The following is a 15,370-nucleotide window of genomic DNA, read 5'->3' as shown; positions in this document are numbered from 1 at the left end:
CCGGGCTGGATGAATCGGTTTGGCCGTCTTAGGCGGCGATTGGGGAAAAGCTGTGTCACAGACCTGCCAGGATGAAAACACCGCAATGCGGTCGCGCGCCGAATTTGCCCCAGCTTCTGGCATCGCGGCGAGGATGGGGCTATTGCTCGCGCAGAATGGAGCCTGACAATGCCTGCCAATCCCATGCTGCGTGACTATCTGCTGACCCGCCGTTCGGTGGGCATGGCCTTTCTCAAGGAGCCGGGCCCGAATGCCGAGGAGCTCGAGCAAATCCTGACCATCGGGACGCGGGTGCCCGACCATGGCAAGATCACGCCCTGGCGGCTGGTGGTGATCGCGGGGGATGCGCGCGCACAGGCGGGTGAGAAGCTGGCCGAAATCTTCGCGCGCAACAATCCGGGCATGGATGAAGCCAGCATCGAGATCGAGCGGCAGCGCTTTCTGCCGGCGCCGCTGACGATTGGTGTCATCTCGTCGCCCAAGCCGCATCCCAAGGTGCCGGAATTCGAGCAGCTGCTGTCGGCGGGCAATGTGGCGTTCAACCTGCTGCATGCCGCCTTTGCGCTGGGTTTTGCTGCCTCGTGGATAACGCGCTGGTACACGTTCGACGCGGAAGCCGCTTCCATGCTGGGGGCCGGGGAGGGGGAGCGCTTCGTGGGCTTTGTGCATATCGGTACGCCGACCGCGGTGATCGAGGACCGGCCGCGGCCGGCCCTGGCCGATATCGTCAGCCACTGGAGTGCCGATCAAGACTAGCGCGACAGGCAATGGTTAACAGGCAGTTAACCATTGCCGTGCCCTTATGGGGCGATCAGCGATTCTGCGGGACGAGCCTTGCGATGGGCGTACAGCCAATATCCGTGCCACAAAGCCTGGCCTATGTGCTGACGGCCGCCGGCGACCGGAATGGCGTGGATTTCGATTATCTGCTGCAGACCGCCATGCGCGAAAGCAGCCTCAACCCGCAAGCCAAGGCGCAGACCTCCTCCGCCGTCGGGCTGTTTCAGTTCCTTGAGGGCACCTGGCTGCAGGTGATGAAGGAAGAGGGCCCGCGCCTGGGCTATGGCGAGATAGCCAGCAATATCACGCGCACCAGCGGCGGCGACTATACGGTCAGCGACCCGGCGCTCAAGGCGGAGATCCTCAAACTCCGCGAGGACCCGCAGATCGCGTCGGACCTGGCTGCGGCCTTCACCAAATCCAATGGGGACTATCTGCGCGGCCGGTTCGGGCGGATGCCCAGCGCTGGCGAGCTCTATATCGCCCATTTCCTGGGGGCGCAGGGGGCGGAGCGAATGTTCACGGCAGGACTGCAGGACCCCGACCAGATTGCCGCGAACCTGTTTCCCCGGCAGGCGGCCGCCAACAAGACGATCTTTTATTCCGAGGGGCAGCCGCGCACCATTCGCGATGTCTATCGCGTCCTGGTCTCCAAGCACGAGGCGGGCGGCACCAATGCGCCCTTTGCGGCCCAGCAGATGGCGAGCGAGCCCGCCGTGCCCGAAGTGCCGGTCATCCCTTCACGGTTTTCTCCGGCCAATATGTCGTTTACCGGCCTGTTCAAGACCGAGGCGGAGGACCTGCCGGCCACCGGAACAGAAGACGGCGGCGGGTTCTTTACCCAGCTTTACGCGCGCTAGCGGGCGCCGCGCGGCTTCGAGCGCGTTTACGCACTGGTAGGCATGGCGGGAACTAGAGGGGTTTCGGGCGATTTAGTTCAAATGCCACGAGGCCTCGTAGACAGAGCGTTAAGAGAGACATCGTGTAATCGGGGACGTTGAGCGGGCTCTGCCTGCCGATCGCCAGGAGGCCGAATATGCGCCGGACAAGTGTTGCACATGCTGGATCTGCCCTGCACCTCTCGCGGGGATGGCTGGTACTGGGTGCCATGCTGGCGAGCTGGATGTTCGTAGCCGGTCTGTGGACGGGCGGCAGCCAGCTGTTTTCCTTCGTCGCCACAGCGATCTAGCTTCTTCCGCGCGCGCGGCAAGCAGCAGCGCATTATGGTGAACCGTTCCTTAAATCTTCCCGCCTAGGGTAGCTCTGCCGATGTGCGGAGAGTGGAATGGTTGCGTATCAAGAGTTCGTCTCGCTGTCTCGTTCACCCGACAGCGAAGAGCGCGGCAGCGCAGCGCATCTCTCGGCCCTCGCCTATCTCAATCATGTCGGACCCGCTGACGAGCAGGCGGCGCTCTATGCCGCGCTGATCGGCTTTCTCGACGATCCGTCCGTCAAGGTGCGCGCTGCGCTGGCCTATGGCCTGCTGCATTCGAGCGAAGCGCCGCGCCCGATCATGCTGGCGCTGCTGCATGACAGCGCCATCATTTCTCGGGCGGTGATGCAATATTCGCCCGTGCTGATCGACGCCGATCTGATCGGCCTGATCAAGACACTCGATCTGTCCATGCTGATCGCCATCAGCCAGAGGACCAGGCTCAGCCCCCGGCTGGCAGCGGCTATCGTGGCGCGCGGGCATAACAGCGTGACGCTGCGACTGCTGCGCCGCATGGATGTCGCGCTGGGCGATGCGCTGCTGTCCGAACTGGCGGTGTCCCTGGCAGACCAGGCGGAGATGCGTGGCGCGCTGCTGGCGCGGCGGGACCTGCCGGCCGCCGCAAGGCTGCTGCTGGTGCAGAAGGTGACCGAGGCGCTGCGCGGCGCCCGTATCGTCAAGGGTGCGCTGCCGGCCGACCGGCTGGCGCGCGTCCTGCGCGACAGCAGCGACACGGCGCTCACCGCCATAGGCGAACGCGAGGCGGGGCGCGAGGGCGGCTATGTCGCCGCGCTGATCGGGACCGACAAGGTCAATACCAGGATATTGCTGCATGCCGTGGTGACCGGGCATGTGATGTTCTTTGCCGAATGCCTGGCCGAACTGGCGCAGACGCCGCGGTCCAAGGTGTTTACCCTGCTCGAGAGTGGCAGCCGCGTGGCGCTCAATGCGCTGTTCTCGCGCTGCGGGCTGGGGGAAGGGGTGCGCAACCTGATGGTGCGGCTGGTGCTGCATGCGCGTGCCACCGACCTGGCGGACGATGCGGGCGCGCGCCACTATGTGGTGACGGCGCTGACCGAGGAACTGATCGCCGAGCATGGCGGCGCCATTCCCGAGGAGCTGGAAGAGGCATTTGCCTATCTCAGCGAGCAGAATATCCTTCTGGCGCGCAAGGCGGCGCGCGGCGTGATGGCGGCCTTTGCGCAGGATGCCGCGGGGCCCATGGCGCTGCCAGCCGGGATGGCCGAGCAGCAGCTGGCACTACCCGCCGCCTAATAACGGAACTGTTCGCTCAGCACGCGTTCTTCGAGGCTCGTGCCCGGATCGAACAGGAGGGTCACGCCATGGGTGCGATCTTCCCGCACCGTGACTTCCAGGACATTCTGAAACTCGACATTGTCGGCCACGGCACTGACCGGCCGCTTTGCCGCTTCGCGCGTGATGAAGCGGACTTCGGCACGATTGGACAGGATGGCGCCCCGCCAGCGGCGCGGGCGGAAGGGCGAGATCGGGGTCAGCGCCAGAAGCTCGGCCTCGATCGGCAGGATGGGGCCATGCGCGGAGAGATTGTAGGCAGTGGAGCCGGCGGGGGTGGCCAGCAGCACGCCATCGCAGATCAGCTCTTCGAGCCGGGTCTCGCCATCGACGATGATCTGGATCTTGGCGGCCTGATAGGTGGAGCGGAAGAGGGAGACCTCATTGAGCGCCAGGGCGGACTGGGTCTGGCCCGAAGTATCGAGGACCTGCATGGAGAGGGGGAAGATGCGCGTGCGCTGGACGGCCGCGAGGCGCTGCTCGAGGCTATCTTCGGAAAAGGTATTCATCATGAAGCCGACCGAGCCGAAATTCATGCCATAGACCGGCACGCCCATGCGCATGACCCGGTGCAGGGTCTGCAGCATGAGGCCATCGCCGCCCAGGGCGACGACGACATCGGCTACGTCCATGGCATAGTCGCCATAGCGGGCCTTGAGCCGCGCGGCGGCGGCATCGGCTTCCGGCGTGCCATTGGTGACGAATCAGGTGCTCTACCAACTGAGCTATACCGGCGACGGGACGCATCTAGCATCACGCGCGTTTGCCTGCAACCGCTCCATCTCATCACCAGGCCACGGCCTTTGTCGCGCCCCGCGGCCATGCCCGCCAGTGGCCGGATCCAGTGCGCCGGTTGCAGAGCGATGCAGGCCAATGCCATGCTGGACCCAGCACGTCGAACCGCAGGTGTAGTGCATGGACTTCATGAAGCTGCTCAAGTCGATAGAGGAACTGCTCTACGAGTTGATCACCTGGTTCGTGTTTTACGCGCTGACCTTCTGGCGGATCGTCACCCGGCCCATCACGATGCTGGCCTATGCGCAGAAGGAGCTGACCGAGAAGGACGAGCAGCAGTTTGACGATGCGGTCAGCCCACCCATCCTGCTCCTGCTGACGCTGGTTCTGCTGCATGTGCTCGAAGGTGCATTGGCCAGTGGCACAGCCTCCGTCCTGCCTCGCCTGCTCCAGGACGACCGGAACCTGCTGGTGTTTCGGGCTCTCGCCTTCAGCCTGTTCCCGCTGCTCTATGCGACGATCAGGCTTCGATCCAGCGGCGCCCGCGTGACCCGGACGACCCTCAGGCCGGCCTTCTACAGCCAGAGCTACGCCACTGTTCCCTTTGTCATGTCGATCAGCCTTGGCATGCAGTTGGCGTCACACCACCAGGCGTTGCCGGGCGGGAACGTTTGGGGTGTCGGGCTCATGCTTATCGGCACGGTGTGGTACATCGCGGTAGAGACCGTTTGGTTATCCAGGGACGGTCAGTCGTCCCGCCTGCGCGCATTCATCGTCACGCTGGGCATCTTCCTGATCGCCGTAGTCGCGCTGGTCATCATTGCCGTCCTGGTCGCTCTGGTCGGACACCAGATGGATCAGCAGGTGCTGCCGGCGGCTTAGCCACCGATTCCGATCGGCCCATGTCCAAGTCCAAAGGCGATGAAGAACAGCGTCCAGTCATTGATGATGTGGGCGATGGAGGACACCCACACATTGCGTGTCAGCAGGTAGGCCATGGTCAGGACGATGCGCGCCGTGCCGATGGTGAGAAGGCACTGCAGGATGTTCCAGTTGTAGGTGGGCAGGTGCAGGGCGGCGAACCAGACTGTCGATACAGCGACGGCGACGATGATGGCCGCCCGCCGGCTCATTCCGAAGCGGTTCACACAGAGCCACAGCACCGCCAGGAGGGGGAGGATGGTGACCAGCTCTTCGCCCACCAGTTGCACCAGTGTGGGCGAGAGGAACATCACCAGCTCAAGCGGCGTCGCGCTGGCCATGCTGACGGCGACTTCATTTTGCGTCATCTGGATGAAGCGCGACAAGGTCAGGCCCACGCCGAAGGAGCAGACCAGCGTCAGCAATCCGAAGCCGACCGCGAGGCCTAAATCCCGCAAGCCCAAACGCCGAAAGATGGCTGGCGGATGCCATCCGCTGGCGACCATCAGTGCAAGCAGAGGGATGAGGGTGAACAGGCCGGCGGAAACCAGACTGAGCGGAAAGGTGGGAAACGGCCAGAAGGTGAGGACCAGAAAGCCCAGGGCGCAGCCTGCAACGACCAGGCCCCAGCCGCCGGGGCTGATCGCTACCGGCATGCCATTATAGTAGGGATAATCTGGCCTTGCCGCTGCTTTGTCGCTCAACGTCTGCCCCCACAGTACAGCCACCCGGCCCGAGCGCCGGATCGCCAAAGGCATTAAGTCACATACTGAAAACTGCCGTCCAGAGCGAAGTAACACCTGAAGAATTGCGTGCGTCCGTCGTCCTTGGCGTGGCGGCCTTGCACGTGGCGCGACGGGCCGCAATGCCGAACGACAGGAACTTTTTTTCCGCGCTCGCTCCCCGTCCCGCATGATTTGACCGCCATGGGGCAGGGGGTCTGGTGTGCTGTATCCGCGCGGGCGGCAATGGCAGACAAATATACCCAAAGCCTTTTGCCAGAAGGGTTTCCGGCGTTTTTGGACTTGATGGAGGGCGTGTTCCGGCCGTACCAACGGGCTTGGATTGCGCTCCTCTTGGCAGGGGCGGTTTGGAGTATGGACCAGAGTGACCAGCGGTTCCCTGACGCATCTGCAAAGCCTTGAAGCCGAGAGCATCGAGATCCTGCGCGAGGTGGCGGCCAGTTTCGAGCGGCCGGTGATGATGTATTCCATCGGCAAGGATTCCAGCGTCCTGCTGCATCTGGCGCGCAAGGCCTTCTTTCCCAGCAAGATCCCGTTTCCGCTGCTGCATGTGGATACGACCTGGAAGTTCCGCGAGATGATCGCCTTCCGCGACCGGATGGCGGAGCAGTTCGGGTTCGATCTCATCACCCACACCAATGCCGATGGCGTGCGCGACAATATCAATCCATTCGACCATGGCTCGTCGCGCTATACCGACATCATGAAGACCGCCGCCCTGCGCCAGGCGCTCAATGCCGGTCGCTATGACGCGGCGATTGGCGGGGCGCGGCGCGACGAAGAGAAGTCGCGCGCCAAGGAGCGCATCTTCTCGCATCGCAATGAGAGCCACGCCTGGGACCCAAAGAACCAGCGCCCTGAACTGTGGCGGGTGTTCAATACCCGGCTCAATCCCGGCGAGAGCATGCGGGTGTTCCCGATCTCGAACTGGACCGAGCTGGATGTGTGGACCTATATCTACGCCGAAGGCATCGAGCTGCCTTCGCTCTACTATGCCAAGAAGCGCCCGGTGGTGGAGCGCTCGGGCACGCTGATCATGGTCGACGATGACCGCATGCCGCTGGCCAAGGGCGAGGTGCCGCGCGAGGAGCTGGTGCGGTTCCGCACGCTGGGCTGCTATCCGCTGACCGGGGCGATGCGCTCCAGCGCCGCCAGCCTGCCCGAAATCATCATGGAAATGCAGGCCAGCCGCACCTCGGAACGCGAGGGGCGCCTGATCGACAGCGACTCCGTGGGGTCGATGGAAAAGAAGAAGCAGGAAGGGTATTTCTGATGAGCCTTTCCCTGGCCACCCCTGACACCGACATCGCGCTCTGGCTCAACCAGCAGACCGAAAAGTCGCTGCTGCGCTTTCTCACCTGCGGCAGTGTTGATGACGGCAAATCCACCCTGATCGGCCGGCTGCTTTATGACAGCCAGCTCATTCTCGATGACCAGCTGGCGAGCCTGCGCAATGAAAGCCGCAACCGCACGACGGGCGACGAGGGGATCGACTTCTCGCTGCTGGTGGATGGCCTCGCCGCCGAGCGCGAGCAGGGCATCACCATCGACGTCGCCTATCGGTTCTTTTCCACCGACAAGCGCAAGTTCATCGTCGCCGATACGCCGGGCCACGAGCAGTATACCCGCAACATGGCGACCGGTGCTTCCAATGCCGACTTGGCACTGGTGCTGATCGACGCGCGCAAGGGCGTTCTCACCCAGACGCGGCGGCACAGTTTCATCCTGTCGCTGATCGGGGTGAAGCATGTCGTGCTGGTGGTCAACAAGATCGACCTCGTCGACTATGACGAGGCGGTGTTCGACCGCATCGTCGCCGAGTATCGCGCCTTTGCCGAACCGCTGGGGTTCAAGACGCTTGCCGCCGTCCCCGTTTCGGCGCTGCGCGGCGACAATATCCTGGCGAAAAGTGAGCGGACGCCTTGGTTCGATGGCACACCGCTGGTGCCCTATCTCGAAGCCGTGGACGTGGCCGAGGACCGCAGCGCAGGCAAGCTGCGCTTTCCGGTGCAATGGGTGAACCGGCCCAATCTGGACTTCCGCGGCTTTTCGGGCACGGTTGCCTCGGGCGCGGTGGCGGTCGGCGACGATGTGCTGATCGCCTCCTCGCGCAAGCCGGCGGTGGTCAGCCGCATTGTCACCATGGATGGTGACCTGCAGCGCGCCGTGGCCGGGCAGGCGGTGACGCTGGTGCTGGACCGCGAGGTGGATATCTCGCGTGGCGACATGCTGAGCCATCCCGGCGAGACACCGGAATTCTCCAACCAGTTCCAGGCGCGCCTGGTCTGGATGAGCGAAGAGCCGGCCTATCCGGGGCGCTCCTATCTGCTCAAGCTCGGCACCCAGCTGGTGCCGGCGACGATCACCGACCTCAAGTTCCGCACCAATGTGAACACGCTGGAGCATACGGCGGCGACCAGGGTCGACCTCAACGAGGTCGCCACGGTCACCATCGCCACCGACAAGCCGATCGCCTTCGATGCCTATGCCAGCAATGCGCTGACCGGCGGCTTCATCCTGGTCGACCGCATTTCCAATGCGACGCTGGGGGCGGGCACGATCGAATTCGGCCTGCGCCGGGCGCAGAACCTGACCTACCAGTCCTTCGACGTGAACCGCGACGTGCGCGCCCAGATGAAGGGGCAGACGCCGCGGATCATCTGGTTCACGGGCCTATCGGGCTCAGGCAAGTCCTCCATTGCCAACCTCCTGGAAAAGCGGCTGACCGCCGAGGGCCGCCACGCCTATATCCTCGATGGCGACAATGTGCGGCATGGCCTCAACCGCGATCTCGGCTTCACCGAGGCGGCGCGCGTGGAAAACATCCGCCGCGTGGCCGAAGTGGCCAAGCTGATGGCCGATGCGGGGCTGATCGTGCTGGTCTCGTTCATCTCGCCCTTCGAGAACGAACGCCGCCTGGCGCGCGAGATTGCCGGCGATATCGACTTCGTCGAAGTCTATGTCGATACGCCGATCGAGGTTTGCGAGGCCCGCGACCCCAAGGGCCTCTACAAGCGGGCCCGCGCCGGCGAGATCAAGAACTTCACCGGCATCGACAGCCCGTTCGAGGCACCGAGCAATGCTGAACTGGTGCTGCATGGCGCCGAGGCCGAGCCGCTCGTCCTGGCCGACCAGCTGCACGCCTGGCTGGAGCGGTAAAAGAAAGGGCGCCCTGAGGCGCCCTTTTTACTTTCCAGGCACCTCGAGGGCGCCATCGAGGTCCAGCTTGCGCAGCTCCTGGAGGAAGCCGTCGCGGATGTCGTCGCGGTCGAGCGCATAGACGACATTGGCGGTGAGAAAGCCGATCTTGGAGCCGCAGTCGAAGCTCTGGCCGCGATATTTGACGCCAGTGAAGGACTGGGACTTCATCAGCGTCTGCATGGCATCGGTCAGCTGGATTTCCCCGCCCGCGCCCTTGGGCTGGTCGGCCAGGAGATTGAAGATTTCCGGCTGCAGGATATAGCGACCCGAAATGATCAGGTTGGACGGCGCATCCTCGCGCTTGGGCTTTTCGACCATACCGGTTACCTGGAAGCCGCCGTCCGGGCCGTCGCCGCGTGCGATCACGCCATAGGACGAGACTTCCTTTTCCGGCACTTCCTCGACGGCGATGACATTACCGCCGGTCTCTTCATAGGCGTCCATCATCTGCTTGAGCACGCCCGGCTCGCCCTTGAACAGCATGTCGGGCAGCAGCAGCGCAAAGGGCTCGCTGCCCACGATATGGCGGGCGCACCAAACGGCATGGCCCAGGCCAAGCGGCTCCTGCTGGCGGGTGAAGCTGGTGCGGCCTGCCGAAGGCAGGTCCTTGCGCAGCTCGTCCAGCGCGGCGGTCTTGCCTCGGCTCTCGAGCGTGGTTTCGAGCTCGAACTGGCGGTCGAAATGGTCTTCGATCACGCCCTTGTTGCGGCCGGTGACGAAGACGAAGTGCTCGATACCGGCTTCGCGCGCTTCATCGACCGCGTACTGGATCAGCGGCCGATCGACCACGGTCAGCATCTCCTTGGGCAGGGCCTTGGTTGCCGGCAGAAACCGGGTGCCCAGACCCGCCACGGGAAATACCGCGGTCCTGACGCGTTTGCTCGAAGCCATGACTTTCCTCTCACTACTTAACTGGTGGGCGGGATGGTCGAAGCGCCTATGCGCGTCCGAACTCGTCCTCGATACGAATGATGTCGTCCTCGCCCAGATAGGAACCGGTCTGCACTTCAATCAGTTCCAGATCGATTTTGCCAGGGTTTGCCAAGCGGTGGGTACACCCCAGCGGCAGATAGATCGACTGGTTTTCGCTCAGCACGGTTATCGTTCCGTCGACAGTCACCTCCGCCGTGCCACGCACCACCACCCAGTGTTCGGCGCGGTGATGGTGCTTTTGCAGGCTGAGTTTCTTGCCTGGTTTGACAAACAGGCGTTTGACCTGGAAGCGCTCACCATTGAGCACAGACGAGTAGCCGCCCCAAGGCCGATAGGCCGTGCGATGGATTTCCGTCAGCCCGACAGTGCTCTTGTCAGCGCGCAGAGTCTTGACCATGGCGCCGACCTTCTGAGCCTCGGACAGGCGGCCGACATAGACGGCGTCGTTGGTGGCAATGACGGCGATATCGTCAAGGCTGTCCACGGCTACATGGGCGTGGTCGGTGACCACCAATGAATTGCTGACCCCCGAGAGCGTTACTGAACCCTGAGTGAGGTTCTGCGCCGAGTCGCGCGTGGCGTTTTTCCACACGGCATCCCAGCTGCCCAGATCGCTCCAGCCGAAATTGACGGCCACCACTGCCGCCTTGTCCGTCTTTTCGAAGATGGCATAGTCCACGGAGATATTGGGCGCGGTGGCAAAGGTCGCCTCGTCGAGGCGGATGAAGTCGAGGTCGGCCTTTGCCTTGCCTACGGCACCACGTGCAGCCGTGAGCGTGTCTCGTGAGAGGGTGGCGCATTCGCGCAGGAAGGCGTCTGATCCGATCATGAACATGCCGGAATTCCAGAAATAGCCACCTTCCGCCAGCATTTGGGCGGCTCGTTCAGCGTTCGGCTTTTCGATGAAGCGCTCGACCGGGCGAATGCCTGCGCCGATCTTGGCGTCTGCCTTTATATAGCCAAATCCAGTCTCGGGATGGGTGGGCATAATGCCGAAGGTCACCAGCTGACCTGTCCCGGCGGCCTTTACTGCCTGATGCACCGCCAGATTATAACCATCGTCGACCGCGATGTCGTGGTCGGAAGGCAGTACATGCAGCATCACGCCGATGCCAAAATGCTCCTCTGCATAGGCGGCCGCAGCTGCGATCGCGACTGCAGTGTTCCGGGCGACGGGTTCCAGCAGTATTGCGGTTAGCGTTGCGCCTGACTCAAGGGCCTGCTCAGCCACGATGAAACGATAGTCAGAATTAGTGATGACGATCGCCGGAGCATAGAGGGACCTGTCACCGACGCGTTCCAACGTCTTCTGGAACAGGCTCTGCGGTCCCAGCAGGGGGAGGAACTGCTTTGGTCGAGCAGCCCGCGACAGCGGCCATAGCCGCGTTCCTTGTCCACCAGCCAGGATGACAGGCACGATCAGTTTGGTCATGGTGGAAAGCCCTACTTTGCTGGGGAAATACACATTGATGCCGGCGCTCTGGATACTATGTCTGGCAAATTTTGGCAGTAGTTATCTCTGCGTGCTCAGCAACGCCAAGCCTGATTCAATACGCGAATACAATCGATTGGCTATGGCGGCCAGCGTCTGGCTGCCATGCAGTCAGGCGAGCGTTGCGAAATCGGTCTGATCTATTTCGTTGAGTGTCTTCATGAGGAGGCCCTTGAAGACTGGCTCCCGCTCATCGCGGTAGGCAACGACCTGCGGCAGGCCGTTGACCCGGCAGATCAGCGCGCTGGCCAGAGCCGCGTTGATCTCGGCCTGCATGAGGCCGAAGGCGCGCGCGCCGGGGCCGACAATCAGGATATGCGAGGGATCGAATACAGCCATCATGCGGCTGAGGCCGAAGCCGACGGCGCGGCCAGCGACATTGAAGGCGTGGGTGGCATTGCGGTCGCCGGCTTCGGCCCGGGCGATCAGGCCTTCATATTGCTGTGCCGGCACGGCCGGGGCAGGGGGCGCCGTTTCGGGGACTGAATAGGCGGTGCGCAGCACGCCGTAGTCCGAGGCATAGGCTTCGATACAGCCGCGCATGCCGCAGCGGCACAGGGCGCCGTTCGGCAGGTGGTTCATGTGCCCGAACTCGGTGGCGCCTTCATCGCCGCGCCCCAGGATCTGGCCGCGGAACGTCATTCCCATGGCCACCGTCGAGCCGACGAATACCGTCGCGACACTGGCATCGTGCAGCGCCGGGTCCAGCCAGCGCGCGCCTTCGGCAAGCAGTCGGCCACGCTTGTGCAGCGCCACGGGCAGGGCGAATGCCTCTGCCAGCTCGGTGGCAAAGGGCTTGTTGGCCAGGTGGGCGATGGGCGACCACCGAAGGCTCTGGCCTTCCCGGTCGAGGATGCCCTGTACCGAGATGGCCACGCGCCGCAGGACGGAAGCTTCGACCGGGTTGCGCGACTGGAGTTGCCGCAGACGGTCGGCCAGAAACGCCGTGGGGGTCGATTCAGCGAAGGTCGTCGGTGTGATGGGGGTCTCGATGCGGTCCACCAGGATGCCGCCATAGTCCACCAGTGACAGACGGGCGCGGTTGACGTCGAGTTCGAACAGAGCCGCCGCGCTCACGTGGCGGTTAAAGCCAACCAGCGTCGCCGGACGGCCCCGGCCGCGGGCGTCCTGCCGCTCGGCCGGCTCCAGTTCGGCAATGACATGCTGCTCGATCAGATCATGGGTGATTGCGGTGATGCTGGCATGGCTGAGGCCCGTGCCTGCAGCCAGCGCGGTGCGCGATAGCGGACCCTGCACGCGCAGGGCGCCAAGCACCAGGCCCCGGTTCTGTCGCCGGACGCTGTCGCTATCGCTGACGTTCCGCGCCAAGCAGCTTACTCCTCACCCAGACGCAACACACCATTCCTCCGCGCTTACCGCAATCGTATTTATTTCGAGTTTCGAAATTGAAGTTGACTCGTTTGCGGCAGGTATGCGAATTCTTTTTTCGAGCAGTGAAATTAATGCTCAGGGCGCCGGTGGAGCGGGCCCGCTGGGGTAACACCACCGGCACATATGTGGGCAGGAGGACTGGCCCACACGGGAGGACAAACATGAACAAGTTTCTAGCGGTCTTGCTTTGCACGACTGTCATCGCCGGCACGGCCGGCACTACCCATGCGCAGGACGGGATCGTCGTCGGCGTGTCCTGGAACAACTTCCAGGAAGAGCGTTGGAAGACCGACGAAGCGGCGATGAAGGCCGTGCTCGATGCCGCCGGCGCCACCTATATCTCGGCTGACGCGCAGTCGTCCGCTTCCAAGCAGCTGACGGATATCGAAAGCCTGATTTCGCAGGGTGCCGATGCCATCATCGTGCTGGCGCAGGACAGCGAAGCGGTCGGTCCGGCTGTTGCCGCTGCTGTTGCCGAAGGCATTCCGGTGGTGGGCTATGACCGCCTGATCGAGAACCCGGATGCGTTCTACCTCACCTTCGACAACAAGGAAGTGGGTCGCCTGCAGGCCGCCGGCGTCGCCGCCGTGCAGCCCGAAGGCAACTATGTCTTCATCAAGGGCAACAGTGCCGATCCCAATGCCGACTTCCTGTTCGAGGGCCAGATGGAAGTGCTGCAGGCCGGCATCGACTCCGGCGCCATCAAGAATGTCGGCGAAGCGTATACCGACAACTGGAACCCGGAAGTCGCCCAGGCGAACATGGAGCAGTTCCTGACCGCTAATAACAATGAAGTCGACGCTGTCGTCGCCTCCAATGACGGCACGGCCGGCGGCGCGATTGCTGCCCTCGCGGCCCAGGGCCTCGCCGGCTCCGTGCCGGTATCCGGCCAGGACGGCGACCATGCCGCCCTCAACCGCATCGCCCTCGGCACCCAGACCGTTTCGGTCTGGAAGGACGCGCGTGAACTGGGCAAGAAGGCTGCTGAAGTGGCCCTCGAGCTGGCTGGCGGCACTGCGCTCGACGCCGTGACCGGCGTCGTGCCCTTCTCGGGCGGCCCCAAGGGCGTCGCAATGAACGCGTTCTTCATTGCCCCCGTCGCCGTGACCAAGGACAACCTCAACGTCGTCATCGACGCCGGCTGGGTGTCCAAGGACGTGGTCTGCGCCGGCGTTGCTGCTGGTTCGGTTGCTGCGTGTAACTAGGACGCAGACAGAATAGTCTGGCATTGAGACAGTGCCGCGGCGTTCGCGCTGCGGCACTGTCGTGACGGGACCGCGCTGCCGGGCAGGCAGCGCAGCCCAGCGGGGAGACTGAACGTGGCAGAACAGCAAGCCATTCCGACCAATATCCATCCGAGCCGGTTCATACAGAATCCGCTGCAGCGCCTTCTGGTTGCCACCGAACTCGATACCCGCCTTCTGGGCATGATCGGCGCGCTGGCCATCATCTGGGTCGGCTTCAACATCTTTTCAGGCGGCCTGTTCCTGACGCCCCGCAACCTGTGGAACCTCTCGGTCCAGACCGCTTCGGTGGCCGTCATGGTCACGGGCATGGTCCTGGTCATCGTCACGCGCAATATCGACCTGTCGGTTGGCTCCATATTGGGCTTGGTCGGCATGGTGATGGGCGTGATGCAGACCGACATCCTCCCCAACCAGCTTGGCCTGGGCCTCGGCCATCCCCTGATCTGGGCGCTGTCGCTGGCGGCGGGATTGATTGTCGGCGTTGGTATCGGCGGGCTGCAGGGCACGATCATTGCCTATCTGCGCGTGCCGGCCTTCATCGTCACGCTGGGCGGCTATCTGGTCTGGCGCGGTGCGGCCTGGTGGGTGACGATGGGCCGAACGGTGGCGCCGATGGACCCGACCTTCCAGCTCATGGGCGGCGGGCCGACAGGCTCGGTCGGCGCTTTCTGGAGCTGGGTTGTGGCTCTCGTGGCCTGTGCTGCCATTCTTGTCGGCCTCTATTGGGGTCGCCGGCAGCGGCGCCGGTTCAGTTTTCCTCTGCGTCCGCTTTGGGCGGAAGCAACGCTTGGTGCCATTGGCTGCGCGCTGACCATTGGCGCCGTGCTGGTGGCCAATGCCTATCCCTGGCCGCGCCGCATCGCCGAAAACTACGCTGCCGCCAATAACCTGACCGTGCCGGAGACAGGCCTCTTCATCTCGCATGGCATTGCCATTCCCGTGCTGATCGCGCTGGGCGTGGGCGTGGTCATGACCTTCATCGCCACCCGCACGCGCTTCGGCCGCTACGTCTTCGCCATGGGCGGTAATCCCGAAGCGGCGGAGCTGGCCGGCATCAATACCCGCTGGGTCACCGTCAAGATCTTCATGCTGATGGGTGCGCTCTGCGCCATTGCCGCCGCGATCTCCACGGCACGCCTCAATGCGGCGACCAATGCCCTGGGCACGCTGGACGAGCTCTATGTCATCGCCGCGGCGGTGATCGGGGGCACCTCGCTGGCCGGCGGCGTCGGCAGCATTGCGGGGGCGCTCCTGGGCGCGCTGGTCATGCAGTCGCTGCAATCGGGCATGGTGCTGATGGGCATGGACAGCCCGCTGCAGTCCATCGTCGTCGGTGCGGTCCTTGTCTTCGCGGTGTGGCTCGACACGCTCTACCGCCGCAATAAAAACTAGGAGTCCT

General features: G+C 63.6%; 13 protein-coding genes and 1 pseudogene. 9 read left to right on the top strand and 5 right to left on the bottom strand.

What is annotated here, in order from left to right; all coding sequences use genetic code 11:
* Nucleotides 1–168 precede the first annotated feature (168 nt).
* From ACLI1C_RS11745 to ACLI1C_RS11730, 4 genes are all read left to right on the top strand, one after another.
* Nucleotides 169–756: a nitroreductase gene (locus ACLI1C_RS11745; RefSeq protein ID WP_411397035.1), complete on the top strand. Its 588-nt coding sequence runs from the start codon at nt 169–171 to the stop codon at nt 754–756.
* Nucleotides 757–839: 83 nt separating this feature from the next.
* Nucleotides 840–1,640: a transglycosylase SLT domain-containing protein gene (locus ACLI1C_RS11740; RefSeq protein WP_411397033.1), complete on the top strand. Its 801-nt coding sequence runs from the start codon at nt 840–842 to the stop codon at nt 1,638–1,640.
* A 176-nt stretch (nt 1,641–1,816) separates the two neighbouring features.
* On the top strand, nt 1,817–1,969 hold the full coding sequence (locus tag ACLI1C_RS11735) for a hypothetical protein (RefSeq protein ID WP_411397031.1): 153 nt from the start codon (nt 1,817–1,819) through the stop codon (nt 1,967–1,969).
* A 96-nt stretch (nt 1,970–2,065) separates the two neighbouring features.
* Nucleotides 2,066–3,268 carry a DUF2336 domain-containing protein gene (locus ACLI1C_RS11730; protein ID WP_411397030.1) on the top strand — a complete coding sequence of 401 codons (1,203 nt, stop codon included), beginning with the start codon at nt 2,066–2,068 and terminating at the stop codon, nt 3,266–3,268.
* Here the strand turns inward: ACLI1C_RS11730 and ACLI1C_RS11725 are convergent.
* Nucleotides 3,265–3,999: pseudogene (locus tag ACLI1C_RS11725) on the bottom strand (NAD kinase); the annotation flags it as partial. The gene ACLI1C_RS11730 and the pseudogene ACLI1C_RS11725 sit on opposite strands and share 4 nt — an antisense overlap.
* A gap of 223 nt (nt 4,000–4,222) precedes the next feature.
* Between ACLI1C_RS11725 and ACLI1C_RS11720 the strand changes: the two are divergent.
* On the top strand, nt 4,223–4,924 hold the full coding sequence (locus ACLI1C_RS11720) for a permease (RefSeq protein ID WP_411397029.1): 702 nt from the start codon (nt 4,223–4,225) through the stop codon (nt 4,922–4,924).
* Here ACLI1C_RS11720 and ACLI1C_RS11715 read toward each other — a convergent pair.
* Nucleotides 4,921–5,667, bottom strand: a complete 747-nt coding sequence (locus tag ACLI1C_RS11715; RefSeq protein ID WP_411397027.1) for a CPBP family intramembrane glutamic endopeptidase — start codon at nt 5,665–5,667, stop codon at nt 4,921–4,923. The genes ACLI1C_RS11720 and ACLI1C_RS11715 overlap by 4 nt on opposite strands.
* Before the next feature lie 403 nt (nt 5,668–6,070).
* On the opposite strand from ACLI1C_RS11715, the gene cysD reads away from it, so the two are divergent.
* Entirely contained in the window at nt 6,071–6,979 is a 909-nt protein-coding gene (cysD, locus tag ACLI1C_RS11710) for a sulfate adenylyltransferase subunit CysD (RefSeq protein WP_411397025.1), read from the top strand.
* Nucleotides 6,979–8,865 carry a sulfate adenylyltransferase subunit CysN gene (gene cysN, locus ACLI1C_RS11705; protein WP_411397024.1) on the top strand — a complete coding sequence of 629 codons (1,887 nt, stop codon included), beginning with the start codon at nt 6,979–6,981 and terminating at the stop codon, nt 8,863–8,865. The genes cysD and cysN overlap by 1 nt, the downstream gene beginning before the upstream one ends.
* 27 nt (nt 8,866–8,892) lie before the next feature.
* Here cysN and galU read toward each other — a convergent pair whose 3' ends face one another.
* The 3 genes from galU to ACLI1C_RS11690 form a co-directional block, all read right to left on the bottom strand.
* Nucleotides 8,893–9,798, bottom strand: coding sequence for a UTP--glucose-1-phosphate uridylyltransferase GalU (gene galU / locus ACLI1C_RS11700; RefSeq protein ID WP_411397022.1), 906 nt, complete (start codon nt 9,796–9,798; stop codon nt 8,893–8,895).
* 46 nt (nt 9,799–9,844) lie between these two features.
* Nucleotides 9,845–11,272, bottom strand: a complete 1,428-nt coding sequence (locus tag ACLI1C_RS11695) for a mannose-1-phosphate guanylyltransferase/mannose-6-phosphate isomerase (RefSeq protein WP_411397020.1) — start codon at nt 11,270–11,272, stop codon at nt 9,845–9,847.
* Nucleotides 11,273–11,443: 171 nt separating this feature from the next.
* Entirely contained in the window at nt 11,444–12,661 is a 1,218-nt protein-coding gene (locus ACLI1C_RS11690) for an ROK family protein (RefSeq protein ID WP_411397019.1), read from the bottom strand.
* Between the two features lie 224 nt (nt 12,662–12,885).
* Here ACLI1C_RS11690 and xylF point away from each other — a divergent pair, with 224 nt between their 5' ends.
* Nucleotides 12,886–13,929, top strand: coding sequence for a D-xylose ABC transporter substrate-binding protein (xylF, locus tag ACLI1C_RS11685; protein WP_411397018.1), 1,044 nt, complete (start codon nt 12,886–12,888; stop codon nt 13,927–13,929).
* A 132-nt stretch (nt 13,930–14,061) separates the two neighbouring features.
* Nucleotides 14,062–15,363: a sugar ABC transporter permease gene (locus ACLI1C_RS11680; RefSeq protein ID WP_411398310.1), complete on the top strand. Its 1,302-nt coding sequence runs from the start codon at nt 14,062–14,064 to the stop codon at nt 15,361–15,363.
* The last annotated feature ends 7 nt before the right edge of the window (nt 15,364–15,370 follow it).

The sequence above is a fragment of the Devosia sp. XGJD_8 genome, from assembly GCF_046614475.1.
Taxonomy (GTDB): Bacteria; Pseudomonadota; Alphaproteobacteria; order Rhizobiales; family Devosiaceae; genus Devosia.
This window is presented reverse-complemented; position numbering and strand designations above follow the sequence as displayed.